Origin of the sequence: Vibrio alfacsensis (assembly GCF_019670485.1) — a bacterium.
GTDB lineage: Bacteria > Pseudomonadota > Gammaproteobacteria > Enterobacterales > Vibrionaceae > Vibrio > Vibrio alfacsensis.
On record NZ_AP024166.1, the window covers coordinates 1,365,790 to 1,392,580 of the forward strand.

The 26,791-nt window shown below is 44.1% G+C and carries 17 protein-coding genes; 8 read left to right on the plus strand and 9 right to left on the minus strand.

Annotation, left to right across the window (positions count from 1 at the left end):
- Nucleotides 1–55 precede the first annotated feature (55 nt).
- The 4 genes from potE to VA249_RS20680 form a co-directional block, all read right to left on the minus strand.
- The gene (gene potE / locus VA249_RS20665; protein ID WP_221070863.1) at nt 56–1,366 is read right to left on the minus strand and encodes a putrescine-ornithine antiporter; all 1,311 of its coding nucleotides are present in this window, start codon (nt 1,364–1,366) and stop codon (nt 56–58) included.
- A gap of 63 nt (nt 1,367–1,429) precedes the next feature.
- A complete protein-coding gene (gene speF, locus VA249_RS20670; RefSeq protein WP_211918446.1) occupies nt 1,430–3,610 on the minus strand; it encodes an ornithine decarboxylase SpeF in 2,181 nt (726 codons plus the stop codon).
- Nucleotides 3,611–4,043: 433 nt separating this feature from the next.
- Nucleotides 4,044–4,490 carry a helix-turn-helix domain-containing protein gene (locus tag VA249_RS20675; protein WP_128813399.1) on the minus strand — a complete coding sequence of 149 codons (447 nt, stop codon included), beginning with the start codon at nt 4,488–4,490 and terminating at the stop codon, nt 4,044–4,046.
- Nucleotides 4,491–5,127: 637 nt separating this feature from the next.
- Nucleotides 5,128–6,312: a tetratricopeptide repeat protein gene (locus VA249_RS20680; RefSeq protein WP_221070864.1), complete on the minus strand. Its 1,185-nt coding sequence runs from the start codon at nt 6,310–6,312 to the stop codon at nt 5,128–5,130.
- A gap of 520 nt (nt 6,313–6,832) precedes the next feature.
- Between VA249_RS20680 and pulA the strand changes: the two genes are divergently transcribed.
- Nucleotides 6,833–10,474 carry a pullulanase-type alpha-1,6-glucosidase gene (gene pulA, locus VA249_RS20685; protein ID WP_221070865.1) on the plus strand — a complete coding sequence of 1,214 codons (3,642 nt, stop codon included), beginning with the start codon at nt 6,833–6,835 and terminating at the stop codon, nt 10,472–10,474.
- 647 nt (nt 10,475–11,121) lie between these two features.
- Here the strand turns inward: pulA and VA249_RS20690 are convergent.
- Entirely contained in the window at nt 11,122–11,955 is an 834-nt protein-coding gene (locus tag VA249_RS20690; protein ID WP_221070866.1) for a MalM family protein, read from the minus strand.
- 157 nt (nt 11,956–12,112) lie between these two features.
- Nucleotides 12,113–13,375 (minus strand): maltoporin LamB, encoded by a 1,263-nt coding sequence (gene lamB, locus VA249_RS20695; protein WP_221070867.1) that lies wholly within the window; start codon nt 13,373–13,375, stop codon nt 12,113–12,115.
- Between the two features lie 444 nt (nt 13,376–13,819).
- On the opposite strand from lamB, the gene glgX reads away from it, so the two are divergent.
- From glgX to VA249_RS20715, 4 genes are all read left to right on the plus strand, one after another.
- A complete protein-coding gene (gene glgX, locus VA249_RS20700; protein ID WP_221070869.1) occupies nt 13,820–15,775 on the plus strand; it encodes a glycogen debranching protein GlgX in 1,956 nt (651 codons plus the stop codon).
- A gap of 244 nt (nt 15,776–16,019) precedes the next feature.
- Nucleotides 16,020–17,798, plus strand: coding sequence for a sensor domain-containing diguanylate cyclase (locus VA249_RS20705; protein ID WP_221070877.1), 1,779 nt, complete (start codon nt 16,020–16,022; stop codon nt 17,796–17,798).
- 283 nt (nt 17,799–18,081) lie between these two features.
- Nucleotides 18,082–18,711, plus strand: coding sequence for a recombinase family protein (locus VA249_RS20710; protein WP_221070878.1), 630 nt, complete (start codon nt 18,082–18,084; stop codon nt 18,709–18,711).
- On the plus strand, nt 18,708–19,892 hold the full coding sequence (locus VA249_RS20715) for a multidrug effflux MFS transporter (protein WP_221070879.1): 1,185 nt from the start codon (nt 18,708–18,710) through the stop codon (nt 19,890–19,892). Before VA249_RS20710 ends, VA249_RS20715 begins: the two co-directional genes overlap by 4 nt.
- A 106-nt stretch (nt 19,893–19,998) precedes the next feature.
- Here the strand turns inward: VA249_RS20715 and VA249_RS20720 are convergent, their stop codons facing one another.
- The 3 genes from VA249_RS20720 to VA249_RS20730 all read right to left on the minus strand — a co-directional run bounded on the left by VA249_RS20720 (nt 19,999) and on the right by VA249_RS20730 (nt 23,643).
- Nucleotides 19,999–20,433, minus strand: coding sequence for an EamA family transporter (locus tag VA249_RS20720; RefSeq protein ID WP_221070880.1), 435 nt, complete (start codon nt 20,431–20,433; stop codon nt 19,999–20,001).
- A 97-nt stretch (nt 20,434–20,530) separates the two neighbouring features.
- Nucleotides 20,531–22,567 carry a TonB-dependent receptor domain-containing protein gene (locus VA249_RS20725; protein ID WP_221070883.1) on the minus strand — a complete coding sequence of 679 codons (2,037 nt, stop codon included), beginning with the start codon at nt 22,565–22,567 and terminating at the stop codon, nt 20,531–20,533.
- A 137-nt stretch (nt 22,568–22,704) separates the two neighbouring features.
- Nucleotides 22,705–23,643: a LysR family transcriptional regulator gene (locus VA249_RS20730; RefSeq protein WP_128813410.1), complete on the minus strand. Its 939-nt coding sequence runs from the start codon at nt 23,641–23,643 to the stop codon at nt 22,705–22,707.
- A 234-nt stretch (nt 23,644–23,877) separates the two neighbouring features.
- Here VA249_RS20730 and VA249_RS20735 point away from each other — a divergent pair, with 234 nt between their 5' ends.
- From VA249_RS20735 to VA249_RS20745, 3 genes are all read left to right on the plus strand, one after another.
- Complete coding sequence (locus VA249_RS20735; protein ID WP_221070885.1) at nt 23,878–24,798, plus strand: siderophore ABC transporter substrate-binding protein; 921 nt, start codon at nt 23,878–23,880, stop codon at nt 24,796–24,798.
- Between the two features lie 91 nt (nt 24,799–24,889).
- Entirely contained in the window at nt 24,890–25,846 is a 957-nt protein-coding gene (locus tag VA249_RS20740) for an ABC transporter permease (RefSeq protein WP_128813412.1), read from the plus strand.
- The gene (locus VA249_RS20745) at nt 25,839–26,789 is read left to right on the plus strand and encodes an iron chelate uptake ABC transporter family permease subunit (protein ID WP_128813413.1); all 951 of its coding nucleotides are present in this window, start codon (nt 25,839–25,841) and stop codon (nt 26,787–26,789) included. Before VA249_RS20740 ends, VA249_RS20745 begins: the two co-directional genes overlap by 8 nt.
- Nucleotides 26,790–26,791 lie beyond the last annotated feature (2 nt).

A 26,791-nucleotide genomic window follows, 5' to 3' on the forward strand; every position in this document is an offset into this window, starting at 1 on the left:
AAGGTTAAACAAAAAAGCCTTCCGCACTGCGTATGGGAAGGCTCATTTATTATTACTAGTTTGCTAAAGGCTCATGCTTGGAAGCGATAAGACCATAAGCACTCCATCCTAGGAACGTCACGATCGATCCCCACATCATGGCTTCATAGCCTGAACCATACAGTGCATAGAAGCTGTAAAGAGAGCCAACCAGAGCGATGATGTTCGTCGTTTTCATTTCGCGCTCAGGCACGTGCGCCACTTGCTGCATGATAAAGATTGCCCCCATACATAGGATGTAAGGAATCACGTTCGTCACAACCGCTAGGTTAACCAGTGATTCAAATTGCTCATTCAATGTTGGTGAGATGGTCATCAAAGACAGCACCGACTGGATAACGGTAATGGCGACCATACCCTTGATTGGCGTGCCACGTTTATCAACTTGTGAGAACAATTTAGGGAAGAAGCCTGCATCTGAAGATGATTTGAATACGGATGCGATAGTGAACTGCCAACCCAGTAGTGAGCCTGCACAAGCAAGAACTGCCATACCCGCAACGACTTTACCAGCGGTAGAACCTAGCATCACTGTCCATACGGTTGAGAATGGCGCTGTCGATGCAGCAAGTTCAGAGTTCGCTACGATACCAGAACAGATATTGGTTGAAACAATGTAAACCACTGCCGCAATCAACGTACCACCCAAAACGGCGATTGGTACGTTTTTCTCTGGGTTTTCTACGGCTTCTGAGTTCGCACATGCCGACTCTAAACCTAGGAATGCCCATAGCGTCATCGCGATAGATGCACTCACCGCTTCACCAAATGGTAAGTGGTGTGGGTTCCAAGCGTCGATGTACATCGTTGGGCTAAAGTAGAACCAACCAACAATACCCAAAGAACAGACCGGTAGGATGACGCCCCAAACCGTGAACGAACCGATTTGACCTGTGATCTTCGCACCACCAAAGTTAGCGAATGTACAAATCCAAAGGATAGCGATGGTGTACAAACAGGTTTCTACTGGCGTTAAGGTCACTTCAAAGAAAGCCGAGCCATAGCCAACACAGGTAATCGCAATCGCAATGTTGGCTATCAACAATGACAAACCATACGTCCAACCCGCCATAAATGCACCCGAGTTACCAAACGCGTATGACGCATAACCATTCATACCACCGTCACGTTTACTAAAGCGACCACACTTTGCGAATACATAGGCAAGAGCCAACGACCCCATCGCGGTAATCAGCCAAGACAAAATCGAAATTGTGCCCACTTGCGCTAACTTACTTGGCAGCATGATGATGCCCGAGCCAGCCATGTTAATGAATGTCAAAATAGTTAGCTGCACCACCGACATTTTTTTGGTTTCAGTACTCATAAATTATTCTCCACGAATAAACGGTTCGCACTGCAACAATCAGTCACAGCGCGAACGGGTAGATTAATCTTTTAGGGCATAACAATGGGCTGTGGTGCGGCCATTGACGTCTTCTAGGTACACACCTTGGATCTCTGGTGCAAAGCCTGGGAATCGGTTGATACCCTCTTCTAACGACAAGAAGTAATCGACAACATGTTGTGTCCATACTTCACCAGTGATCACACAGATGATGCCTGGAGGGTAAGGAAGTGCGCCTTCTGCTGCGACACGGCCTACCGCTTCTTTAAGTGGTAAGTAATCACACTCACCGCGGAAGTATTTGCGTGTCGCAACGTCTGGCTTATGGACCATCGTTGGGAAGTATTCGCTTCGGAACATCGCTTTTTGTAGCTGTTTCACGTTCAGCTCTTTGTACATGTCATGCATTTCCTGACATAGCTGACGAATGGTGTAGCCGCGGTAGCGTTCTTTATTCGCTTCATAAACGCGAGGTAGCACGATGTTTAACGGCGCATCATCACGAATGAACTTCTCGAAGCGGTTAATTTGCGCGACAAGGTGACGGATCTTACCCATGTCCTCTGCTGGCGTGAGCAAGAACAAGATAGAGTTCAAGTCACACTTCTCTGGGATGATGCCGTTTTCACGTAGGAAGTTAGCCAACAACGTTGCAGGAATGCCGAAGTCTGCATAGCTGCCATCTTCAGCAATACCTGCTGTGGTGAGTAGCAATTTACAAGGGTCAACAAAGTACTGGCCTTCCCCGTAACCTTCGAATTTGTGCCAGCTTGCGTTCGGCTCAAACATGAAGAACTTCTTGTTACTTGCGATAAGATCGGTGTCGTAGCTGCCCCATGGTTGACCATCGACTTGATCTGGAATGAACGGACGGATCAACTCACAGCTTTTCAGGATTTCTTTACGTGCTTCAATACCCGTCTTAACCGCATCACGCCATAAGCGCAGACCTGCTTCGCCATCGTGGATCTTCGCGTTCACATCCAATGCTGAGAACAACGCGTAGAATGGCGATGTAGATGCGTGCATCATAAACGCGTTATTAAAGCGTTTGTGGTTACAGTAACGAGCCTGACCTTTGATATGGTGGTCTTTTTTGTGGATTTGCGAAGTTTGAGAGAAGCCAGCTTGTTGCTTGTGAACAGACTGCGTCACGATCACACCTGCATCTTCTGGTTTCAGATCCAACAAGAGTGGAGAGCAATCTTTCATCATAGGAATGAACTGTTCGTAGCCCACCCATGCCGAGTCAAATAGGATGTAGTCACAAAGGTGGCCAATCTTATCCATCACATAACGTGCGTTGTAGATCGTACCGTCGTAAGTACCTAATTGGATGATCGCAAGACGGAATGGACGTTCATCACGTGCGCGCTCTGGTGACACTTTCGCGATTTGAGCACGGATGTATTCTTCATCAAAACAGTGCTCATCCATACCACCGATAAAGCCCCAAGGGTTACGTGCCGTTTCTAGGTAAACGGGCATACCGCCGGCTTGGATCAATGCGCCGTGGTGATTTGATTTGTGGTTGTTACGGTCAAACATCACCAAGTCACCCTCGGTCACTAACGCGTTACAAACCACTTTGTTTGAAGCAGAAGTGCCGTTTAGTACGAAGTAGGTTTTGTCTGAGTTGAACACTTTTGCTGCGTGCGCTTGAGCTTGGTGTGCAGAACCTTCGTGGATCAGTAAGTCACCTAAATCAACGTCCGCGTTACACAAGTCACTACGGAATAGGTTTTCACCGAAGAAATCGTAGAACTGTTTACCTGCAGGGTGTTTTTTGAAGAATTGACCACCTTGGTGCCCTGGACAGTCGAACGCAGAGTTACCCATCTCCACATAATGCGTTAATTGCTTGAAGAAAGGAGGAAGTAAGCGGCACTCGTATTTGGTTGCAGCTTCATTGATTTGGCGACCGTAATACTCAATCGACTGTCTTTCCAAATCAATAACGCCGGTTAACCAGACATAGTCTTCTGCTGATACCGGATTTTCGTCGGTCACGAGAAAAACTGGAATGCCGTAACCCGTTTCTGAAATCATTTTATGCAGACCAACTTTAATATCTGCAGAGGTAATAATTGCAGCACCAACGTCCGTTAATTCTACGTGTTCTAGTGGCTTTAGAGTGCGGTTAAATTGTTCATCTAAAGATTCAGATAATAAACTGAAATCTTCTGGCATATAATTACTAACACCAATAATTAAACGTTTCATTTGAATATCTCTTATTTGTTCCATAAAAACGACAGGGACAGATATTACAAACTGGATTTTTAATTTAAATTCATAAAACAAATTTCGTGACTATACGTTCACAATTTAAAACTGAATTTTCTCGAAATAAAATTTCGCGATCTTCATCACTTTCCTTTCAACAATCCGATGATATCGAACTAGATTAACATTTAAAACACAAAGAAATTATGTGACGACACTATTGGTTATTTATATTTAAATTATTGTGAAGTAAGATTTTGTGATTTCAATCACTCAATATTTATCCACCTTGTTTTATGGAGACTGAAATTAACAATATACAAACCTGACTTAACAATATATAAACCTCAGCTAATAACTTATCAACCACAAACAAAAAGCCATCAACATTTCTGCTGATGGCTTTTACGTAAATATAAAGTAATACTCACTAGTCAAATTGGTGACTGTCGAGCTTAACGCCATTGTTCGACCATTGCTGATACCGTTTTACCGCAATGCCGGATGAATACATGGTGTGTTTACAATCCATACATTCCACAAAGTAGAGACCACTCATTCCTGCCATGACATGTAAGTGCCTACTATCACAGCGCTTACAGGACAAGCGTTGAACCTTACTGTTAACATCAACACGGCGAGCAAAATTCAGCGTCTCGTGAGAGCTCAAAGCCTCTACTGCACTGTCTTTAAAGGGATGTTCACTGAGCAAATGGTTAATGGCGTAATCGTACACCGGGGGAATCGATGTTTTTCCATTCTCTATATTGGTTATCTTAGCAACGGAAACACCCAACAACGATGCAAATTCCACTTTGCTGTATTCCAAGATAAACCTTGAAGAGATGAACTTATCTGCACTAATGATTCTCAACATACACAAATCTCTAATAGACATAAATTTTGCACTAATTCGAAAATTTATGTTCAAAAAGATAAACCGGCTTTTAGACCATATTTAAAAATTCATCTAACTTTAATTTTTGGCAATACTGCAATTAAATAGAATATAAATCAACTGAGATTTTTCGTTTCAAAAATAGAAAATAAGATTTAACAATATTATAGTTAATCCAATTCATTAGATATTGTATTGCTAGAAGATACAATTAACACTCAAATCATAATATTTGACTTAATAATCAAAATAGTGAAATAAATATTTTTTCTTGAACATATTTTTCATTCAACGCCAAGGGGAGATTTCCCTCCTTTTAGTATCATTCAATCATATAGAATTCAATTCGTTCTTACTTATGTTGAAAACCGAGTCAAGATCACTTTTTTATAAAATTCATCCATTACGTTATCATTTCCCGCCTAACTTCCCGACAAAATGGCCCCGCTCTTCTTGCGTAGTAAATGATTCCCACCAACCTCAAACTGTTTGGTCCAGTGAGAATGAACATGGATACCTTAAAAAAAGGAAGCTCAGGTGAGATACGCTAGAATTAGCGCAACTCGATAGCAAAAAGCCCCATTCTTTACGGTATGTAAACGAATGAGGCTTTACGTTATTTAGGCGTGTGTTGGGGCGATAAAAAGTTCTGAGTAAAATCGAGCGCTTCTTTTGATGGCTGCCTCGGCGAATCTGTTTGCTCGAATGAGTCCATCATATTTGATTCCGGCTCAAACTCTAAGGTGTTTTCACCTTGAGGGTGGGCATCCAGCGAAAACTCACTCAACTCTTCTGTACTAGGAAAGTAAGAATCACGCTTATAGACTTTGTTGAGCGCTCGGATGATAGAGTGTTTCTTTACCATTCCGGACGCCAGCTTCCTTTGCAATGGCTTCGCGATAGATTGCAAACCGACAACCACATCAACACCAATGTTTCCAGCTACTTCATCTCGTAACGCTCGGGCTGGTTCATAGCCTAGATTTGCAGACAAAAATAGCCAAATATAAGCAATAGCATTTCCTGTTTTGCTGGTATCTTTCCAAGCTTCTCCAGCACGGCACATCGCTTCTGCGTTTCCACTTTCTGCTGCTCGCTCTAACCAGTAACAGCCTTTCACCATGCTCATCTCAGTCCCTACACCATTTAAATGACATAGACCAACTTGGATTTTACCATCAGCACTGTCTTGCTCTGCCGCTTTCATAAACCAATACAAAGCATCGGCACTATGGCCTGACATGTTGTCAGGTGACAATTGCCATTCGCCCATATACAACATAGCAGCGATACACCCCTCGTTGGCTGCCGATTCAATCAGCTGTATTCCTTTCGTTAAGTTTTGCTCTGTACCTCGACCAAACACAAGCGCTTTTCCGGTGGCAAATTTGGCTTCAACATCCCCCTCCATGCCAGAAATCGCTGTCCGCCAAAAGTTTGCCTGCTCTTTTAACACGACGTCTTCTCGCATTCGCTCACTCATTCGGACAACACCATACATACCAGTCACATTGTCCAGTTTCGCCGCTTTGTCATACCAGTACAGCGCTTGTTTAGCATTCTCTCGCTCCGCCTCTTTCGCCAAAAACAAAATGGTCGGAATATGTCCTGTTTCTGCTTTAAACAAACGATCCTGTCTCTCCTGCTCTCGCGCTTTTTGCATCGCTCTGCGATACGCCTGTTCTCGAGCTTTCCTCTCAGCCTCAATACGTTGCTTACGCATCGATAACGAGATCATCCAAACAAATATCAGGACGAGTGAAAGGCCAGTTGCCGCAATGGCAATGCCCATACTACTCATAAATTTCCTCTTTTTAGGTCAGGGCCCATAAAAGCTTCCCTTGTGAGGAAGCCTTAAAATTCTAATCAATGCTTTGCTTTGTTAATTGTTCGATAACACCCAAAGCCAACGCTCTATTATATAACGACCAATACTATAAAATCTGAAGTTTCGAACCAAAGGTTGACGTTTCGAATCAAAGATTATTGTGTTTATGGCCAACTTAATTTTTCATGATAATTATGCAGGAAAATTTTATAGATACGTATCACAGTTTATAGGATGAGCTTTCCACCCCGAGCATCCTCCCCTCTCTCTACTCCTAATAAAATCTCACACCATTTACTGGGCTGAATATCTCACTATGTACACATTTATCCGATTTATTTGTGAACAAAATCAATTCAAATAGAAAATTATCGTTTGCAAAAAACTAAACCATCCTGCCTCACACTTTGCTGATGACGCTGTGTATTAGCATCTAGTTGAACATCTTCTTTTGGTATCTACCTCTATATTCAATAACAATGGATGTGTAAACGTGGACAATAAAACATTTAAATTATCGACAATCGCCAAAACCATATTGCCAATTCTTTCTATTGCAGCAATCAATGGTTGTGGTAGTGACAGCTCTAATGATGATGGCATCGCGCCGGGCTCAGGCCTACACCCAGCGGGTGAGAACGAAGTTGTCATCTATTACAAACGTGATGTTGCTTCGGCTTCAACAACCAGTGATTACGACGGTTGGGGCCTGCACCTTTGGAATGGTGAAGGCTGTACCAGTACTGACCTAGAAGCTATGGGAATCGCTGACGGCGGCACGGATTGGGCAGCACCACTCCCATTTGATGGCATCAGCGACACTTACGGTGCGTACTACGTGCTTAAAGTAGATCCAGATGCGTCTGACCCACATAACTGTATGAACTTTATCCTGCATAAAGGCGACGAAAAAGCCTTCGGCAGCGCAAACTCTAAAGTGGAACTGACCAAGCTAGGTGAATCACAAGGTCTATTCGGCTTCCATGGCAGCAGCGAGCTTTACTACGAGCCAATTGCAGATCGCCCTGTCGACATTGATGGTCAAAAAGCGCATTGGTTAGATGCAGATACTATCGCTTGGGAAGCGGCGGCAAGTGCCGATTCTATGAAGCTTTTCTACAGCTTAACCAACGACATCAAGATGGATGACGACAAGCAAATCACTGGCGGTACAGCGGTTGAGTTGACTAAAAAGGGTGACCTGTCTGAAGAATTGAAATCTCGTTTCCGCCACCTTGCTAGCCTACAAACTGCTGGGATTGATGTGGATGTCAACACATTACGTTCTATCCTGAAGTCGCAAATCGTGATGGTGGCTTACAACGCGAATGGCGACGTTATCTCTGCGACTGAAGTCCAAAAACCAGGTGTGCTTGATGCAGTATTTGCAGATGCGGATGCTGGTAACGCAATCGGTCAAGAACTTGGGGCGATTGTTGAAGGTAATGCAGCAACATTTAAACTTTGGGCGCCAACTGCACAAAACGTCGATCTGATCATCTACGATGAGAATTTAAAAGAAGTCTCGACAATTGAGATGACGGAAAATCCCGAAACCGGTATTTGGGCATCAGAGGCGCAGGGCAATGTTCTTAACCAATACTACCACTACAAAGTCACCGTTTATCATCCAACCACTGGTGTTGTAGAAACGCGTCTTGTGACGGACCCATATTCATTAAGCCTTTCTGAAAACTCAATGTACTCCCAAGTTGTGGATCTAGACAGCCCAAGTCTGCAACCACAAGGTTGGAATGATTACGATCGTCCAACGGTAAAAAAAGACGAAGACCATGTCCTTTATGAATCACACCTACGTGATTTCAGCTTTAGTGACACCAAAGGTACAGAATCATTAAACGGCAAATACCTCGCATTAACAGAAGCTGGGCGTGAGTCTGTCTCTCACCTTCAAGCATTGAAAGACGCAGGTCTAACAACGCTTCACATTCTGCCAGCTTTCGATATCGCAACTGTGGATGAAAATACAGACAAACGCGTCGATATCACAGACACCGTCGGTAAGCTATGTGGCATCAAACCTGATGCATCCGTTTGTGATACCGAAGACGATGCGAAAGTGATCGAAGAGGTCCTAAACAGCTACGATCCAGCCACTGGTGCTGCTCAAGCACTGATGAACGATCTGCGCATGCTAGACAGCTTTAACTGGGGTTACGACCCATTCCACTACACCGTACCTGAGGGCAGTTACGCAACCGATCCAAACGGCTCTAAGCGAATTCTTGAATTCCGAGAAATGGTTCAAGCAACGCACAAAATGGAGCTGAAACTTGTCATGGACGTGGTGTACAACCACACCAACGCATCAGGCGTAAATGACAAATCGGTTCTGGATAAGATCGTCCCAGGATACTACCACCGTCTGAACGTCAATACGGGTGGCGTAGAAAACTCAACCTGCTGTGACAACACCGCAACTGAGAACTTGATGATGGGTAAACTGATGGTTGACTCATTGCTTGTGTGGGCAGACGACTACAAAGTCGATGGTTTCCGCTTTGACTTGATGGGCCACCAGCCAAAAGACGTGATGGTTTACGCGCTAGAGCAAGTTCGTAAAGTTGACCCGAATACATTGTTTTATGGAGAGGGGTGGGACTTTGGAGAAGTGGCGAACAACGCACGCTTCGATCAAGCAACACAGCTAAACATGGCAGGTACAGAAATTGGGACTTTCTCTGATCGTCTGCGTGATGCCGTTCGTGGGGGTAGCCCATTCGATGGTGGCAAAGATACGGAAGGTAAGCACCCACTTCGATTCAACCAAGGTTTTGGTAACGCAGCTTATGCCAATGAAGAAACAAAGACAGATGCAGACGCAATAAACGGGCGTTTACATAACCAAGATCTTGTTCGCCTTGGCATGGCCGGAAACCTTGCTGAATACATTATTGTTGATTACACCGGAGAACCTAAACTCGGTAAAAAAGTAGACTACAATGGTGCTCCTGCAGGCTACACTAAGATGCCGTCTGAGAACATCTCTTACGTTTCTAAGCACGATAACCAAACGCTTTGGGACAACAACGCTTACAAAATCGCAACGGGCATTTCTTCTGCTGAACGCGCACGTATGCAAACCGTATCGTTATCAACCGTCATGTTAGGCCAAGGTATTCCGTTCATCCACATGGGTTCTGAGCTGCTGCGCTCTAAGTCTATGCAGCGCGACTCTTATGATTCTGGTGACTGGTTCAACCGCGTTTACTTCAATGGTAGCGACAACAACTGGAATGTTGGTCTACCTCGTGAAGATAAAGACGGCGCAAACTGGGAGTTAATCAAAACTATCGTGGCGGATGGCACCGCAAAACCAAACATGAGTGATATCGAACTCACTAAGCAGCAATTCCTCGATCTATTGACTATCCGTAGTTCCAGCGAACTGTTCCGTTTAGACACCGCGCAAGAAGTAATAAACCGTGTTGACTTCCACAACGTCGGTCAAGACCAAGTGGAAAGCTTGATCGTAATGTCAATCGACGATGGTACATTAGCGGGTGGCGACCTCGATAAGCACTTTGACGCGATCGTAGTAATCATCAACTCCACCGCAACATCACAATCGTTCAAGATTGATGGCGCAACGGGCTTTGAGCTGCATAGTGTGCAACAAAACTCCGTCGACAATATTGTAAAAGAAGCAACGTTCTCTGGTTCAACATTCACCGTACCAGCACTCACTACCGCTGTATTTGTCCAACCTCAAAATGGAGCACAAGGTATGGGGCTGCCAGTCGATACCGAGAGCAAGGATATTTCAAACATTCCTCCTTACGGAAAAACCAAAGTTTATGTCCGAGGTGACATGAATGGTTGGAGTCCGAACGAAGAATGGGAAATGACATTTATGACCAAAGGCATCTACTCCGTGACGGGTGAACTGGATGCTGGTGAGTACGGCTTCAAGTTCGCAGATGATAGTTGGGGAACGCCAAACTTTGGATGCAATAGCGTAGAACTTGCAAATGGATCTTTAGATATTGGCAACGACGAAAACTGTAAGCTAACTGTGACTGAAAAAGGGAAGTTTTCCTTTATGTTCAATGCAAGTCACGAGTTGGATGGGGATAATCAAAAACCCGTGGTTTCCGTGACGAAGGTGAATTAGCACCAATCAAAGTCCAAATATTAATCAAACGCTAAATTCCCTCTTACATCAACGTGTCGTTGTTTAAGACAAGGCGATTACTTAAGACAAGGCGATTGTTTAAATTTACAGGATGATTTACTTCGGTAAGTCATCCTTTTTTATCCGTAAGTACCGCAAATAACCTTAACTCCCAATACTCTAAGCCATCCATTACCCTTCACCATTCAGTGCCGCACTTTTAGCGCCTAACGTCCTTAAAATAACCACAATAGGCTAACTATTGAGTTGTCATTTTGTCTTGTTATTCATCTAAAACAGCCTTACTGACGTCTATATTGGCTTAAATCACTGACAAATTAAGCAATGTGGATTTTCTGTCGTGGTTTAATAACCCCTGACACTAAATTGAGGTTAAGTACGTAAATCCAGCCTGCACAGCTAAAACGATGCATAAGTCGAGGTCACAGTGCTCTATATGAGTTATCCCACATTCTTATTACACCTTACGGTTAAGAGAAGCGGCGTATCAAGCCCTATGGGAAATACCTTAAGATGGGGGACGTCTGAGGTGGAAAAAGCATTGAGATGAGGAACGAATTGAGATTGGTAGATATGGATACGAAAAAGCCGGCGCTAAATGGCCGGCTAAATTTAGAAACTTTGTTCTACTTACTATTCACCGCTTTAACAAACACTTCTTGTGCGCCTTTGATACCAAGTGCTTTCGCTTCATCAAGCAAACTCAAGGCCTTTGGTATATCGTCAGCTTTTACCGCAGCTTTAATGGCATTGTGATAGTAAGTTTGTGTCTCTGGCTGTACTGACTCCACAGCTTTAGCTGCCGCAGGCACTGCTGCTGGCTCACTGTTTGAAGCACCAATAGAGAAGAAGCCTACACGGTCAATCGAAACTTCGATTTTTCCGGTCATACCGTTTGGAATAGGAATGTCTTTCACTTCAGGTAGGTAGTTTCCTCTTCCCTCAGCGTCAAGACGTGCAGGGTGAATCACATCCGTAAAACCGCCCAACTCTGATTTATCAGTGTAAACAATCAAATAAACCGAGTCTAAACCGACTGGTGGGAAGAAGTCATTTTCCGCAACTAAGCGGTTGCCTAAGTTTAAGCGAGGCTTGGTGTATTCGAAGTTTTCTTTGCCGTAGTTTTCTATTTCTTTACCATTTTTATCAACAATGATGGCTCGTGGAACAAAAGCTGTATCATCAATCATGCTTGTGATAGTAAGGGCAAACTCACCACGATCGGCAGGCAATTCAAATACCGCCACCGGGCTATCAATATTGCCAAAACTAAGAACTTGGCTTTGAGAGGTAATATCCACGATCACTGAACTAGGCAGCTTCATTTTTACCGCTTGTAGATCTGAAATCACGCTCACTTGCTGTGCATGCTGAGCAACGGGAACTTGTTCAATTATTTCTGTAGATTGGCAGCCAGCTAATGCAACACATCCACTTAACATGAGGGCACGAAAATACATTCTTTTTCCTTCTAATTATTTTTCTAAAGGTTTTGAGGCATTGAAGCATATTAGTTTGAGTTTTACTAAACGTCTAACTTTTCGAAAACTCTTAGAAAAATAGCCGACAGATGTCGGCTATTAATACAGGACAGCTAATGATTTTGGACTTAACCTATTACCACCAAGCTTCTGCTTGAATACCGAATACAAATTCAGTATCGTCACCGTCAAACACTTTGTCATTTTCAGTGTCTAAGTGGTATGTACCGTACACACGTAGTTCAGGACGAGCCCACCAGCTGTCACCCATCGCCCATGCTTGAGCAACTGTAAATTTAGCATTACCGAAATCTTCTTTCGCTACACCGCCGTCAGCAATGCGCTCACCTGCGTTGTAACCCGCTTCAAATACTGTGCGCATTGTGTCGTTCCACTTGTACATTGGACGAACAACTACAGAGTATTGGTCGATATCAAATTGCTTACCTGTGTATAGCGAAGAACCTGATTTTTGACCACCGATGTCGCTACCAGATAGGTAAGCCAATTGGTGACCCATTTCCCAATCTTGAGCTAGATTAACAACACCCCAGTTTAGTAAACGGAAACCCGATGCATCGTTAAACGCTTCTGTACCACGTGCGTAGTATGCACCAGCGCCCCAGAAGTTCGCCGCTTGTACACCGTAACCCTTTGTACCGTACTGAAGTACAGTTTGGTTAAAGCCGTTGCTTAAGCCTTGCTGAACGATCGCTGTTACCAACACACCATCATCAGCTTTTTCTTTTTGATCATTCGACTCAGTCGCAAAGTTGTACGCAAGAGCTAATTCTAACGCTGCATCTTCCCAAAGACCAATATTCGCCAGACGCGCATCAAAGATGTAACCTGTTGAAGAATCGACTTTTGTATCTTTACCGTCAGCATCTTGAACTTTGTAGTCACCATCTTGGATAAGAGCAAGAGACAGTTTTTGGTCACCAATTGATAGGTTTTCGATACCACCACCAGTACCAGAAGTGTTTAGGAAGTAAAAGTCTGAAATGTGAATATCTTTACGTTGGTAGTAGGTTTTACCTGCCCACATTGTTGCATCTTTGTCAGAAGCAATCAGGCCTTTTGCTTTCACTGCAAATTGAGCAACGTTGAAGTCACCATCTTCCCAACCCACAGAACCATTGTTGCCTTGAGCAATCATTGATTCGATGCGCCAAGTCTGGTCGCCCGTTTTTAGATCTTCAGCCAGACCGATCTCGTAGTAGTTGTCGTTTTCGTTACCTAGACGACCAACACCATTTTTATTAACCGACATATCGCCATTGCCGTTACCACTAATACCAGTACCAGCACGGAAGTAACCATTAAAGTCCACTGCGAAAGCAGAACCAGCAGCCAAAGTTGCAGCAACAGCAGCAGCAATTACACTTACTTTTTTCATTCTTAACTCCATTAAGGGTATTTATAATTCTGTCTTCCCTGCTCGCTGCTTTAGGCGAATATAGGCAGTAAAAACGCGCCTAAAGAAAGAGAGGTAAGATGGGAACAAGTCCCCGTTTGTTTCAACGGTTTTGAGATTACCCGAGGCGTATAAGTATGACTTCCTCCGCCCTAAACTAATTTAAGGGGGATGAGAAGGGATGAGAAAAATTACCGCATGGCGTTTTTTCGAGTCAGATCACTAATAAGGGGAGGAATTAGTAAGTTTATTCAAGTTTCAATCGCTACAAAGTGATATATATTTCATATTTCTGACTCAAAATGGTCACTTAAAGAAATTAAATTACATTCACATTTTTTGAATTAAGGTGGTTGACCTTAGTAAGACAAAGTTTTTTACTTATAGTTTCTTAATTCGAACAATAAATATTAAAAAAGTACTCTGATGACACGACACGGCTCTCGCCCATATCCTCTCGGGGCCACATTAACTAAGGATGGCTGCAATTTCGCTATCCACGCGCCGAGCACGAAAGATATTCAGCTTGCACTGTTTTCTGACAATGGCAGTTATTCGCTGCACGACTTGCCAGGAGACGATGCAGGTATCCGTCACACGTTTATCCCAGACATCCAACCGGGACAAGAATATGGCTATGTGATCAGCCATCATGACGAACCACTTCTCATCTCTGACCCTTACGCCAAATCCATCAACAAAGCACTCCATTATCATCCTCCTTTCTCTCCAACTAAAAGCTTCGACATGCCAAAATGTGTTGTGATAAACGGCAGCTTCGACTGGCAAGAAACGGAACACCCTCGTATCCCACGCGAAGAAATGGTGCTTTTTGAAACCCATGTTAAAGGCTTGACTCAGCAGAACCCTGAAGTTGAAGAAGCCATCAAAGGACGCTACCTTGGCCTTGTGTCCTCTCAAATGCTGGCCTTTTACAAACAGCAGAACATCAACACACTTCAATTATTGCCTGTCGCAGCGTGTATGCATGAGCCTCATCTCCTAAAAATGGATAAGGTCAATTACTGGGGCTATAACCCATACTTGTTTATGGTACCGGACCCTCGTTATGCAGAAAATGACGCAGTTACTGAGCTGAAAACGACGATTCGAGAACTGCACAGAAATGGTATCGAAGTTATTCTCGATGTGGTGTACAACCACACTGCGGAGGGGGGAGATGGCCCAACAACATTCAACTTAAAAGCGCTCGATCCCCGCTACTACATCATGCATGGGCAGCATTTTGCGAACTTTACCGGCTGTGGCAATACAGTGGACCTTACCTATCAACCAGCGCTCAATCTCGTGATGGATACACTACGCTATTGGGTGAGTGAGTTTAAAGTCGATGGTTTCCGCTTTGATTTAGCCGCAACACTTGGCCGCCAAGGTGATGATTACAACCCTGAAGCGGCGTTTTTCAAAGCTGTCGCACAAGATCCAGTTCTAAAAGAAACCAAGCTGATTGCTGAACCTTGGGACATTGGACCGAATGGCTATCAAGTCGGAAACTTCCCTTTTGGTTGGAATGAATGTAATGACAAATTACGCGATATTTCACGCAGTTTTTGGCGAGGAGACCAAGGGTATCTAAAAGAGTTCGCGACCCGACTCATGGGCTCTCGTGACATCTACAGCGCTGCAAATTGGCCTTACAAGCTGACCGTCAATTACATTACCTATCATGATGGTTTCACACTGCAAGACTTAGTGTCTTACAAAAACAAACACAATGAAGCCAATGGCGAACAAAATCGCGATGGTCACGGTGACAATCGCTCTGAAAACTATGGCGTAGAGGGCGAAACAGAGAATTTGATGGTCATCGCCACGCGAGAAAAGCAGAAACGCAACTTAATGGCGAGTCTATTATTTGCTTTCGGAATTCCGCACATCCTTACGGCTGATATTCTTTCTCATAGCCAAGGTGGCAATAACAATGCTTACTGCCAAGATAACGAAACCAGCTGGCTAAACTGGTCTGATACCGAGCGTAAGCAGCACTTTAGAACGTGGATGTCACAGATGGTCGCCAATCGTAATCAATACATGGTGCCATTCATTCGTGCATTCAGTGGGGAATATCGGAACAATAACCGCATATTTTGGCATCGTATCGATGGCACACTCATTGAACATGACGATTGGAACCGTTTAAGTTCCGTTGCACTGCATCTCGGTATTGGTAAAGACGGACAAGAACTGGTTTACTTGATTAACCAAACAAACGCACCTGCACGCTTCAAATTACCAAATGACCGAGAACAGCAATGGGTAACGATATGTGATACCAATGTACGCAACTTAAACCCAGGCCATGCCAAAGGGGAAGTGTTGCTGTCACCGACATCCATGGCCATCCTTCACTACCAACCGTGACCATACATTGATTGCCTTGGGCTAATCTCACAATTGCATAATGTTGGAATATGGAACTTTGAAAACATATTTACCTGAAAACATGTTCCTCTGAAAATTTGTTGCACAAGCCTAGCTAGCTCAAAGGCTTGTGCAACAAGGTGAGATAGCTCACTTGTGTAGCACACCATTCGCATTGATGTAACAATGAAACTCATCTACTATTGCCCGCTAAAAATATAATATCTAAAAAACGAATTGGTACATGGCTTTCCCTAGATTCTTAATCCGCTATACGCGACCTTACCTATTACTTCTCGGTGGCTTCATTCTCTACTCTTCTTATGAGCAAATTGGCGACTCAGAAGCGGTGGTTTACCGACAATCTCAAACCAATATTATTACCGCAAAGCGGCTTGTTAAATCACAAGTTGAAGCCGCATACGCCAAGCTTTTTTTATTGGAAGCAGCACTAAAATCCAGTAACGAAAATCCAAATACAAAAGCCTTTACCGAAGTCAGTGATAGTATCGTCGAATTCTCCCCTCAATATTCTGCAGTGCTCTACTCAACGGATAACCAAGAGAAAGCATACTTTCCTGATGGCGGCATTGCGCTTCAAGATACGTCGAAGTTGCATTGGCATAAGCTCAATACTATTAGCGAACGTTTTTACCTTTCTTCTTTGTATCAAAATACCGATAAACGCTGGGTATTTGCCTTAAAGTATGTTGACCCATCTGTCTCAACACACCTATGGTTGGAATTTGATCTTCTTCATACCACACAGCAACTTCGTGATTTGAAAACACTCAATGATGGCTACATATTTGTCGTCGACAGAGATACCGGACGCTTAGTTTTCCATCCGGATCCTAGCCGAGTAGGGGATACCTCGGTCAGCTATCACGGTGGTATCAGTGACAAAGTGACGAACGGGCAACAAGTGGGTAAACACGAGTACTATTACCAAGGTGATTACAAAGTTTCCGTATTCGACGCTGAAAATAGAATGCATTGGGTCTATGTTTCGGGCACAGACCGAGCGGATATCATTAACAATAATTATCCTCTTGGTTTAATTGCCGCTTTAATTATGTCACTGCTCGCGCTTTCTTCTGGTGTACATTACCTGACGGACCAACTGCATCGATCACTATCGAGGCTTAATAATGTCAACAACGTGGGTGAATTTAGAGATCAAATTAAACGTATCCTCAACCGCTTTTGCTACCACAATGGCATTCAACTTTGCTTATACGATGGCATGAATCACGGGATTTACACACTCGACTATCATGGCAATCGACGACTGGCTCTGGTTGATAAATCCTATCCGTCTCGCTTTGATCCGAGTAACCCTGCTAAAAGCCAAGTTTTGAGTCAAGATGACCTCGTTCAAAAGCTCAAAATCAGCCGCAAAAACTACAGTATGCCATTGTTTGATGGTAGCGATCTGATGGCCGTGCTTTACATTAGCTATCAAACACCGCCAAACAAATATGTATTAAACCTGATCCAGAGTTATGCTCAAACGACCTTAGTGAATCTTCGTCTTCGCGAGCGCTTACGTCACCAAGATCCCGTTACCCAACTTGAAAACAAAACCGGCTTGGCAACACATATCGCTCGTGAACTCGGGGAGAATGAACGTTTTGTCGCAACCGTTGATATCGACAACTTTAGCCGTATTAACGAAATTTATGGCTATCCTGTGGGTGATCTCATCATTAAGCAAACCGCGAATGTACTGCGAGATAGCTTCCCTAAACCAATGGGAATTTGCGTTGCCCGAACCGGAGGTGATGAGTTTACCTTACTCTTTAAAGCAGGCAGCCTTAGTGAAGCTCAAAAGCAACTCGAACACTTTAAAGATGAGCTAAAAAATGACTGGATTTCGATGGGAGATGGCAACATCAAATTCACAGTCAGCATCGGTGTGACGGGCTTAGAAAACAATTATCATCATACTGTTGCTCAAATAGATAAAGCCATGATGCAGGCAAAACGACTCGGAAAAAATCGCGTTTGTTGCGCTGAGTAGCCTCAACGTTCCACACCAATTTAAAACTCAAATCTCGGGCCAGAATGAACAGCAATCTGGCCCTTTCTTTTGCCTACTCACCGCTTTCCTAATCTTTCCCACTATCTCCCACTCACCTGCTCCCTCAGCAACTATCGTAATCCATCGTCCTCGCCCCACACATCACATTGATTCCATGCCCTCAATCAGTTTATTTATCCATCGCCATTGTGGTTACTCATTAATCACTGTATATTTATGAGCTATAACTTCAAATGAACCATCGCCATAGAAGTCTCCAAAAATGACCACTTACCTCTACACTCGGCACTCTCCCAAAAATAGAGCTTATCAAGAACAACTAAACGCGTTGCAAGTAATAGATCCAGACGCTCAACATTTTGAAGATCAATTACATGGCTGCGTAGCACCTGAAGAACGAGAAGCCTTTCAGAAGCTACTCAATATTGTTAAAACTGGCGATACGATCATTCTGTGGTGGCTGACGGCTTTTGGTCGTGATTTCAGCCAAGCGCTCAATACGATAACCACCCTACTAGACAAAGGCGTGACGCTAAAAACCGTTTGTGAACCACTCACTTTTGAGCCCGATTCAGAACAAACTCAGACCCTATTAGCGTTGCTATCAGGCTACGGTCAAGTACAAACCCAACATCGATTATTCGCGGCGGAGCAAGGCCGAAAAGCCATAAAAGAACAACCAAATATGTGGCAGAAAAAGTTCAGAGGTCGACCTGCAGATAAAACGAAACATCAACGGATCGCCACACTGCTTCTTGAAGGACACACGTTAAAAAGCGTGGCAGAACAATGCGACGTCAGCCTATCAACCGTTAAGCGAGTCAAAACGAAATTGAATGAATACGATGATGAGGGAAGCCTACGCCGTCGTGGTGAAGGTGAAAAATCATGAGCCGCCCTATCGACTTTAAGACCATTTTGCTGGCTTGTTTAATTATCAGCGTCGGGCAACTGAGTATGGGACTGGTGTTTCCTTCGCTGCCTTGGATAGCCAAAGATTTCCATATTTCACTGGATCAAGCTCAATTGTTAGTGAGTATTTACTTACTTGGATTTGGCCCATCTCAGTTTATTTACGGTCCCGTGTCTGATGCGCTAGGGCGTAAAAAAGTATTACTCGCAGGGCTGTTAATTGCCATGTCGGGTTTATTGGTGATCATATTTTTCAGCCAAACTTTTACTGGCATGGTGATGGGACGATTCCTGCAAGGCTTAGGAACGGGCTGTTGCGCGGTACTGGCTAGGGCTTCTACTCGAGATCGCTTTAGCGGCCCAGAGCTACCCATCGCTATGTCTTATATTGCGATGGCAGCATCGATTACTCCGCTTGTTGCTCCCGTTTTAGGTGGTTTTATCAACTTCCATTTTGGCTGGAGTATGGTGTTTATTTCACTGTTGGGCTACGTCTCATTGGCATGGGTAATCATTGCTCTGCGCTTTCAAGAAACGGTTGCTCAATCTAGCTCAATCCCTTCGCCTAAAAAAATGCTTCTGCATTATCGTGACTTGCTAACATCACGCTACTTTATGAGCTTTGCCAGTATCAGTTGGCTTAACTTCAGCTTGATGATCACAACCGTTTCCGTCATGCCCTTTATCATGCAAAACCAAATCGGCATGACGTCCGATGAATACGCAATGTGGGCGATCATCCCAGCTCTAGGAATGTTAGCAGGTACTAGCCTTTGCAATCGCGTACGTCCGATCATCGGTAGCAAGAAGATGTTGTTAGTCACGCCTGTTTTACACTTGATTGCAGCAATTTGGTTGTTTTTATGCCCTGTTGAACCACTGTATTTAATGCTAGGACAATTACTGATGATATTGGGCAACGGCATCGCCCTACCGTGTGCTCAAGCGATGGTCATGCAGCCTTATAAAAAACAAGCGGGCGCAGCTGCAGCGATGTCAGGCGGAGGACAAATGGTGGTTTCATCCATGGTCAGTATGGCGCTGGTTCAATTGGGGCTTAGTGAAGCATGGCATCTATCTATTGTTATCGTGCTCTTTGCAGCGGTCACTTTGGCTAATATTCTGCGTGGTTTTTCTGCGGAGCAACCCGTCGAGCAGTAATATTTGTTATCGAATACACGCTCAATCATCAGAGCTTTTCGATTTTCTCCAAAAAAAGAGTAAAAAAATGCCCACTCATTTTAGTGGGCATTTTTTATGCTGTGTTTTACGAGTTTTGTAAGCTCACAAGAATAACGCCAACCGTAATTAGCCCTATTCCAGCCCAATTGATCAAACTGAGTTTTTCACCGAGTAACACCACACTAAAAATGGCGACTAATACGACACTGAGCTTATCGATAGGCGCAACTTGAGACGCTTGCCCAAGAGACATTGCCCGAAAATAACAAAGCCATGATGCACCTGTCGCTAAACCAGACAGCACTAAAAATGCGAGCGTTTTACCGGAAATCTCGCCAATTGCGCTAAATTGTTTGGTCGCATAAGCAATCAAGCCGACCAACACCAAAATAACACAAGTACGAATGAACGTTGCCAAATCTGAATTAATGTTTGCCACGCCGAGCTTGGTTAACACCGCAGTTAGTGCGGCAAAAATAGCGGACAGAAGTGCCCAAAATAGCCAAGAGGTTTGTAACACGCGCTTTCCTCATTCATTAAAAAGGTATTTAAAAAACAAAAAAGGCGTTGCAGAATGCACTGCAACGCCAGCTTTCAAATTACTATCTCACCAGAACTTAGAAGTCTGCTGTCATACCTACATAGTACGTACGTGGCGCTTCAACATAACCAATGTTCTCAAGCTCTTTTGAAACACGTTCATCCGTTAAGTTCGTGATACCAGCACGAATACGTAGCGCATCGTTCACATGGTAAACCGTACCAAGATCCATCGTCGTGTAAGCATCTTGTGTCAGTTCAGAATCAATCTTGCGGTCACCACGGTATCGAGCACTCGCAAATAGATTTAGATCTTGCGTCGCATACCAGTTTACTCGTGCAAACGCAGAGTGCTTGTAACGCTCGTTAAGCTCTTCACCGGTAGACTTATCTTCGGTATCTAAGAATGTATAGTTACCCGATAGTTCCCATGCTTCTGTAAGTTGAACATTACCCGATAATTCCACACCTTGAATCACGGCTTTAGACACGTTTTGGTATGTTTTGTATGGATTAGCAATGCTCTGAGCAACATCGTTCCCAGCTTCATCAACACACGTTCTATCTTTGCTAGACCATGTCTGCCCAGGAATTGGGCAAATTACTTCTGTCTGCTCGATTAGATTCTCAATTTCATTACGGAATACTGCACTTTCAATATTCCAGTTGCGGCCACTGTATAGGGCAGATAACTCGTAGTTAATGCTGGTTTCTGCTTCCAGATCTTCGTTACCTAAAATAACGCAGTCACCTTTACAACTACTTAAACTAAAGTCTGAGCGGTTTTGAGTTAGCGTTGGGGCTTTAAATGCCTTACCCACGCCACCTTTCAGCACTAAATCATCAGTCGTTTGGTGTACTAAATATACGCGCGGACTGAACTCTTCACCAAATTGCTCATGCTTATCTAAGCGACCACCGATGGTTGCCATTAGTGTATCTGTCATTTCCCATTGATCTTGAACAAATACCGCGCCTTGATATGCATCGGCTTTTCCTGTCGCTAGGTTTTCAGGATTTTTAAGTTCACTTGTTTGGTAATCCACACCGAATGTGACGGTATGGCTATCGCCAAGGTAAGTCGTCGCAGATGCTTCAATAATTTGAGTCAATTCTTCAATCGAATCTGCACCATTGTTTGCAGCTTCTTTGTTCTCTACGTTTTCACGTGAGTAACGAACTTGCGTATCACCCCAAGCCCACATGCCTGTATGAGAAAGTGCCTGACTGTTACGTTTTACACGCGATTCTGAATAAAGCACTGTCGTCGCACTTTCTGCCGCAGTATCACGTTCATCATCGCTATAACCTAAATCCAAGTCGATGAACTGATTGTCAGCAAGATGCCATGAAAGACTACCAAACAAAGCCAAACTATCGCGGCCCTCTAACGCCGTCACATCTGAGCGATCAAACTCCTTACCTTTTACACTCTTAATCCCTGAGTAAGGTTGCCACGCGTTGCGACTGGTTTGTGATGCCGAGAATCGAGCGAATAACGTATCTTCAATCAACGCACCAGAGGTCGTTAAACCAACCGTATACTCTTGACCACCGTTGCCATCGTTTGGCGTGGTGTTGTCTAAGCTAAGTTGCGAGCTCCAATCGTTGCTTGGTGACTTAGTGATGATGTTGATCGTACCGCCCATACCATCAGAGCCGTAAAGTGCCGACATAGGACCACGGATGATCTCTACGCGCTCAATCGAATCCATTGGGATTGCAGAAAGGTCGAAATCGTTACCGCGTACGATGGCGCTTGCCGAACTCATACGACGACCATTCACCATGATCAGCGTGTATTTTGAATCCATACCACGAATCGAGATTTGTTGACGGCCCGCACGAGTGCTATCGAAATCTGACTCTACGCTGGTTGCGTTCGATACGATATCGGCCAACGTGATACCTGGGTCATTTTCAATATCTTCAGCTGTGATAACCGAAATTGAAGCTGGAGCGTCTTTCAACTCCATTTGAGTACGAGTTGCCGTTACCACCAGCTGCTCATCGGTTTCGATAGGCGCTGTATCAGCAAAGACAGAAAAAGAAGTACATAGCGCACCGATAACCACTGCTAATGGTTTGCGTGCAAATGGAGTTGTCTTCGACATGGAGATCCTACAAAGCTTTAATGTGATTTATAATGATAATGGTTCGCATTAAATATTCTTTGTCTGGTAAAGACAAGCAACCAAACATTCACTTGCGTTATTACCACTATACGAAAAGTGAATACTTGATTTATTGATCATTCAGGCTCAACTGAACCATAAATTTCTTTAAAAAGTGATTTAACCCAGTTGCACATTGGATCGTTGTGATAACGTTTATGCCAATATAAATACACCGCCTCCTCATTCATACGAATTGCTTTAGGCACGGTTTTCGTGATCAGTTTGCGTCCCTGACACGCATCCTCAGCGAACGGTGTAGGTAAATGAAAAATAACATCCGTTTGTTCAGCAATCGCCGGCGCTGCATTGAAGTTTGAAAGTTGAACAGGGATCGACAATTGGCGTTTTTTATCCACGACACCAAGCTCAACAAAACGATGATAAATCGACAGCGTTTTTCCGCCTTGCAAAGAGATTTGACCAAAGTTGCAATCAAGCAGCATTTCCACCGTTAGCTCATCCACATGCGCAAGTGGGTGTGCCTCACTCATCAAGAATCGATAGTCGCGATTGGCAATTTTCATACGGTACAAATTTTGTTCAGAGCTAGGTGGCTCGGCCGTTGAGAGCACAAAATGCACATCCCCTGCTATTAGCCCATCAAAATGCCTTTTAGGTACTGAATCAATATCGACGATCATGCTTGGCGCTTCTTCACGTATCCGCGACACAATGCTTGGCAGTAGGAAGATCACTTGAGGAACCAAGCCGTAAAAGCGAATGGTGCCGTTGCTCTTCTCTGGCACAAAAGATTGCCCGTACATTAACTTTTCAAGCCCAGTAAGAACCGTATTTAAATCTTGTTTGATCACTTCTGCTTTTGGGGTCAATTCATACCCATGTGCCGTTCTCACTAACAGCTCATCGTTGAATAAATTTCTTAGCTTCTGCAAAGAGCGGCTGACGGACGGCTGACTCATATCGAGAGACACCGCGGTATTGGAAACGTGTTTTTCTTCCAATAGATGTTTAAGGATAAACAACAAGTTCAAGTCGACTTGAGCTAAATTCATTTTTTGAATACTCACTATTCTGTAAATTCTGTTGCTGCATATAGAGTATCTGGTAATGTGCCTGCAATCAATAATCATTCTTATTTTGATTTCAATCAAAATAAGTTAGACTGCAACACACTATTCTCGCGCTCTATCATTTTTGAAGACAATTTCGCGAGTTAAGAATACGCAGCTATCGAGACGATTCTCTCGAATGGGTAATACTTCCCGAAAGACCTTTTGGAATTTTCTATGTTTGGTAAAACTTTTCTTCGTGCAGCAACAGGAACCTTGCTGCTGACTCTCGCTCCGATGGGAGCCATGGCTAAAACCTACCAACACAGCCTAGGCACAGTAGACATCGACGGCGTACCACAGCGTGTTGTTGTACTTGGTTACGGCAGCTTAGATTATGTGGATGCATTAGGCATTACACCAGTTGGTATGCCTAAATCACTGCTTCCAAAGTCACTAGAAAAATTCAACGTCGACTCCTTTGTAAATACGGGCAGCGTGAAAGAAGTGAATTTCGAAACGCTATTCACATTAAAGCCGGATTTGATCATCGCTGAAGGCCGCATGGCAGACATCTATAAAGATCTCAGTGACATCGCGCCGACATACATGTTCCGTATCGACACCACAGATTACTGGAAAACCACACAAGAACACTGGCGTACTCTAGGCGATATCTTTGATAAAGAAGAACAAGCAGAGCAGCTAATTGAAAATGTTCAAGACCAAATTGATCACCTGCATGCCAAAGTGGAAGCACAGCCACCACGCGCACTGACCGTATCAAACAGCGGCAATAGCCTAGCGATGTTTGGCACTAACAGCCGCTTTTCATTCATCTACGAAGAAGCAGGCTTTAAGACTTCTACATCAGAGAACGTAAAATCTGTCGCACGCACTCATGGCAATTTAATCTCTTTCGAATACATTGCAGATGCACAGCCAGAAGTCCTGCTAATCCTAGACCGCGAACAGGCAATTGGCCAAAGCAACGGCAAAGCAAAAGCGTTATTCGACAATGACCTTGTGAAATCGACGCCGGCAGCGAAAAACAACCGCATGTTGTTTATAGACCCGGCAGCTTGGTACTTAACCTCTGGTGGTTACCAGTCGACACAAACCATGATCAAAGAGCTGAACCAAGTCATTGCAAACTAATAGGCACGGTTCAATCTCATACTGAAAGATGACCTTTCCCGCTTCACGGCGCGAAAGGTCATTGTTGTTTTTATCTAGCTGTAACCACACCATGAAATTACATCATATCTTGGCTTTTTTATTGCTCGTCATCCTCGCTAGCGCCTCTTTGCTGGTAGGGGTCGCGAACGTCTCCCTCTCGCAGATTTTGGCTGGTGATAGCCACAGTTTGAACATCTTATTAGTCAGCCGCTTGCCGCGTTTACTTGCCATTATTTTGGCCGGTGCAGGGCTGAGTATTGCTGGTCTGATCATGCAGCAGATTGTACAAAACCGTTTCGCCGCACCCTCCACTACCGGTACGGTCGATTGGGCGATGTTTGGCTATATCATGGCGCTGATTTTGTTTTCTGACATGAGCAGTTGGGTACACTTACTGACTATCTTCGGCTTCTCTGTTTTGGGCACCGTCATCTTCGTTCGCTTTCTACAACGCTTAAAGTTTAAGAACACGGTACTCGTCCCGCTGATAGGCATTATGTACGGCAACGTGGTGTCCTCCATGACAACGTTTGTCGCCTACAAATACGATCTCGTACAAACTCTTGGCTCTTGGACGGTTGCGAACTTTGCGTCTGTTTTGCGTGGTAACTACGAGTTCTTGTACCTCGCTCTGCCAGTTTCGGTTTTGGCTTACGCTTACGCTAACCGCTTTAGTGCCGCGAGTGTGGGTGAGAGCTTCGCGAAAAACATTGGCCTGAACTACCAACGTATCGTGCTGATCGGCGTCATTCTTGTGGCCGTGCTGTCATCATCAGTCGTGATGATCGTCGGTATGATTCCATTCCTAGGTTTGATCGTACCTAACCTCGTCTCTCTCTTTATCGGAGATAACATGCGACGCAACCTACCTTGGACAGCGTACGCCGGTGTTATTTTGGTGCTCGCTTGTGACATCTTAGGTCGTCTTATCATCTTCCCTTACGAGATTCCAATTTCGATGATCATCAGCATCTTGGGTGGTTCAATCTTCATTTACCTAGTTCTGAGAGACAAATCGAATGCGTGATTCTATGAAAGTTATTCTGCTCGCAATCGCAGCAGTTTTGATTTGTGCCGTGTTTATTGGCAAGGGCTTAACACCAGATAATTACCAGTTCTTCTTGTCGCGACGCATTCCGAAAGTACTGGCGATTGTGTTGGCAGCCATGGCGATAGCTTCGTCATCGTTGATTTTCCAAACCATCACCAACAACCGAATTTTAACTCCATCGATTCTGGGTTTTGATTCGATGTACGTAATGATTCAAGTGCTGCTTGTCGTAACATTTGGTGGCTTAAGTGCACTTGTCATCAATAGCAAACTCAATTTTGCGCTGTCGACAGGCATCATGATTGTGTGTGCGATGACGCTGTTCAGCTTCTACTTCCGAGGGCGTCAGCGTAACATTTTCACCCTGTTATTGATTGGTATCGTACTGAGCAGTTTGTTCAACAGTGTGACCGGTTTTTTCACCATGATCACTGACCCAGATGAATTCACTTTCATCCAAAGCTCAATGTTTGCGAGCTTCAATAACATCAACAGTGAATTGGTGTACTGGTGCGTGGTGCCAATGCTGTTGTGTGGTGCATACCTCATGCGTATCGCTCACAAATTAGACGTCATGTGGCTTGGTGTCGACAACGCAAAAAGCCTTGGCGTAGATACGCATAAGCTGACCATGCAAGTCATGTTCATCATCACTTTGATGGTGTCTATCTCGACAGCTTTGATTGGCCCAATCCTATTTTTTGGTTTGATCGTTGTCGCACTGACTCGTCAAATTTTCACTGGCTTTCAGCACCGCTTATTGATCGTTGCAAGCTCTGTGTTATCGGTTGTACTGCTATCAGGCGGTCAATGGGTGGTAGAAAACCTGTTCGATTTCGACACCACCATCAGCGTTATCATTAACTTTATCGGCGGCGGCTACTTCTTGCTTCTGCTTATGAAAAACAAATTCGATTAAGG

What these genes read in the sequence shown, in the direction of transcription:
- potE (WP_221070863.1), bottom strand. Translation starts at nt 1,366, where the DNA reads ATGAGTACTGAAACCAAAAAAATGTCGGTGGTGCAGCTAACTATTTTG.
- speF (WP_211918446.1), bottom strand. Translation starts at nt 3,610, where the DNA reads ATGAAACGTTTAATTATTGGTGTTAGTAATTATATGCCAGAAGATTTC.
- VA249_RS20710 (WP_221070878.1), top strand. Translation starts at nt 18,082, where the DNA reads ATGACCACTTACCTCTACACTCGGCACTCTCCCAAAAATAGAGCTTAT.
- VA249_RS20735 (WP_221070885.1), top strand. Translation starts at nt 23,878, where the DNA reads ATGTTTGGTAAAACTTTTCTTCGTGCAGCAACAGGAACCTTGCTGCTG.
- VA249_RS20690 (WP_221070866.1), bottom strand. Translation starts at nt 11,955, where the DNA reads ATGTATTTTCGTGCCCTCATGTTAAGTGGATGTGTTGCATTAGCTGGC.
- VA249_RS20725 (WP_221070883.1), bottom strand. Translation starts at nt 22,567, where the DNA reads ATGTCGAAGACAACTCCATTTGCACGCAAACCATTAGCAGTGGTTATC.
- VA249_RS20745 (WP_128813413.1), top strand. Translation starts at nt 25,839, where the DNA reads ATGCGTGATTCTATGAAAGTTATTCTGCTCGCAATCGCAGCAGTTTTG.
- VA249_RS20705 (WP_221070877.1), top strand. Translation starts at nt 16,020, where the DNA reads ATGGCTTTCCCTAGATTCTTAATCCGCTATACGCGACCTTACCTATTA.
- lamB (WP_221070867.1), bottom strand. Translation starts at nt 13,375, where the DNA reads ATGAAAAAAGTAAGTGTAATTGCTGCTGCTGTTGCTGCAACTTTGGCT.
- VA249_RS20715 (WP_221070879.1), top strand. Translation starts at nt 18,708, where the DNA reads ATGAGCCGCCCTATCGACTTTAAGACCATTTTGCTGGCTTGTTTAATT.
- glgX (WP_221070869.1), top strand. Translation starts at nt 13,820, where the DNA reads ATGACACGACACGGCTCTCGCCCATATCCTCTCGGGGCCACATTAACT.
- VA249_RS20740 (WP_128813412.1), top strand. Translation starts at nt 24,890, where the DNA reads ATGAAATTACATCATATCTTGGCTTTTTTATTGCTCGTCATCCTCGCT.
- VA249_RS20680 (WP_221070864.1), bottom strand. Translation starts at nt 6,312, where the DNA reads ATGAGTAGTATGGGCATTGCCATTGCGGCAACTGGCCTTTCACTCGTC.
- VA249_RS20730 (WP_128813410.1), bottom strand. Translation starts at nt 23,643, where the DNA reads ATGAATTTAGCTCAAGTCGACTTGAACTTGTTGTTTATCCTTAAACAT.
- VA249_RS20675 (WP_128813399.1), bottom strand. Translation starts at nt 4,490, where the DNA reads ATGTTGAGAATCATTAGTGCAGATAAGTTCATCTCTTCAAGGTTTATC.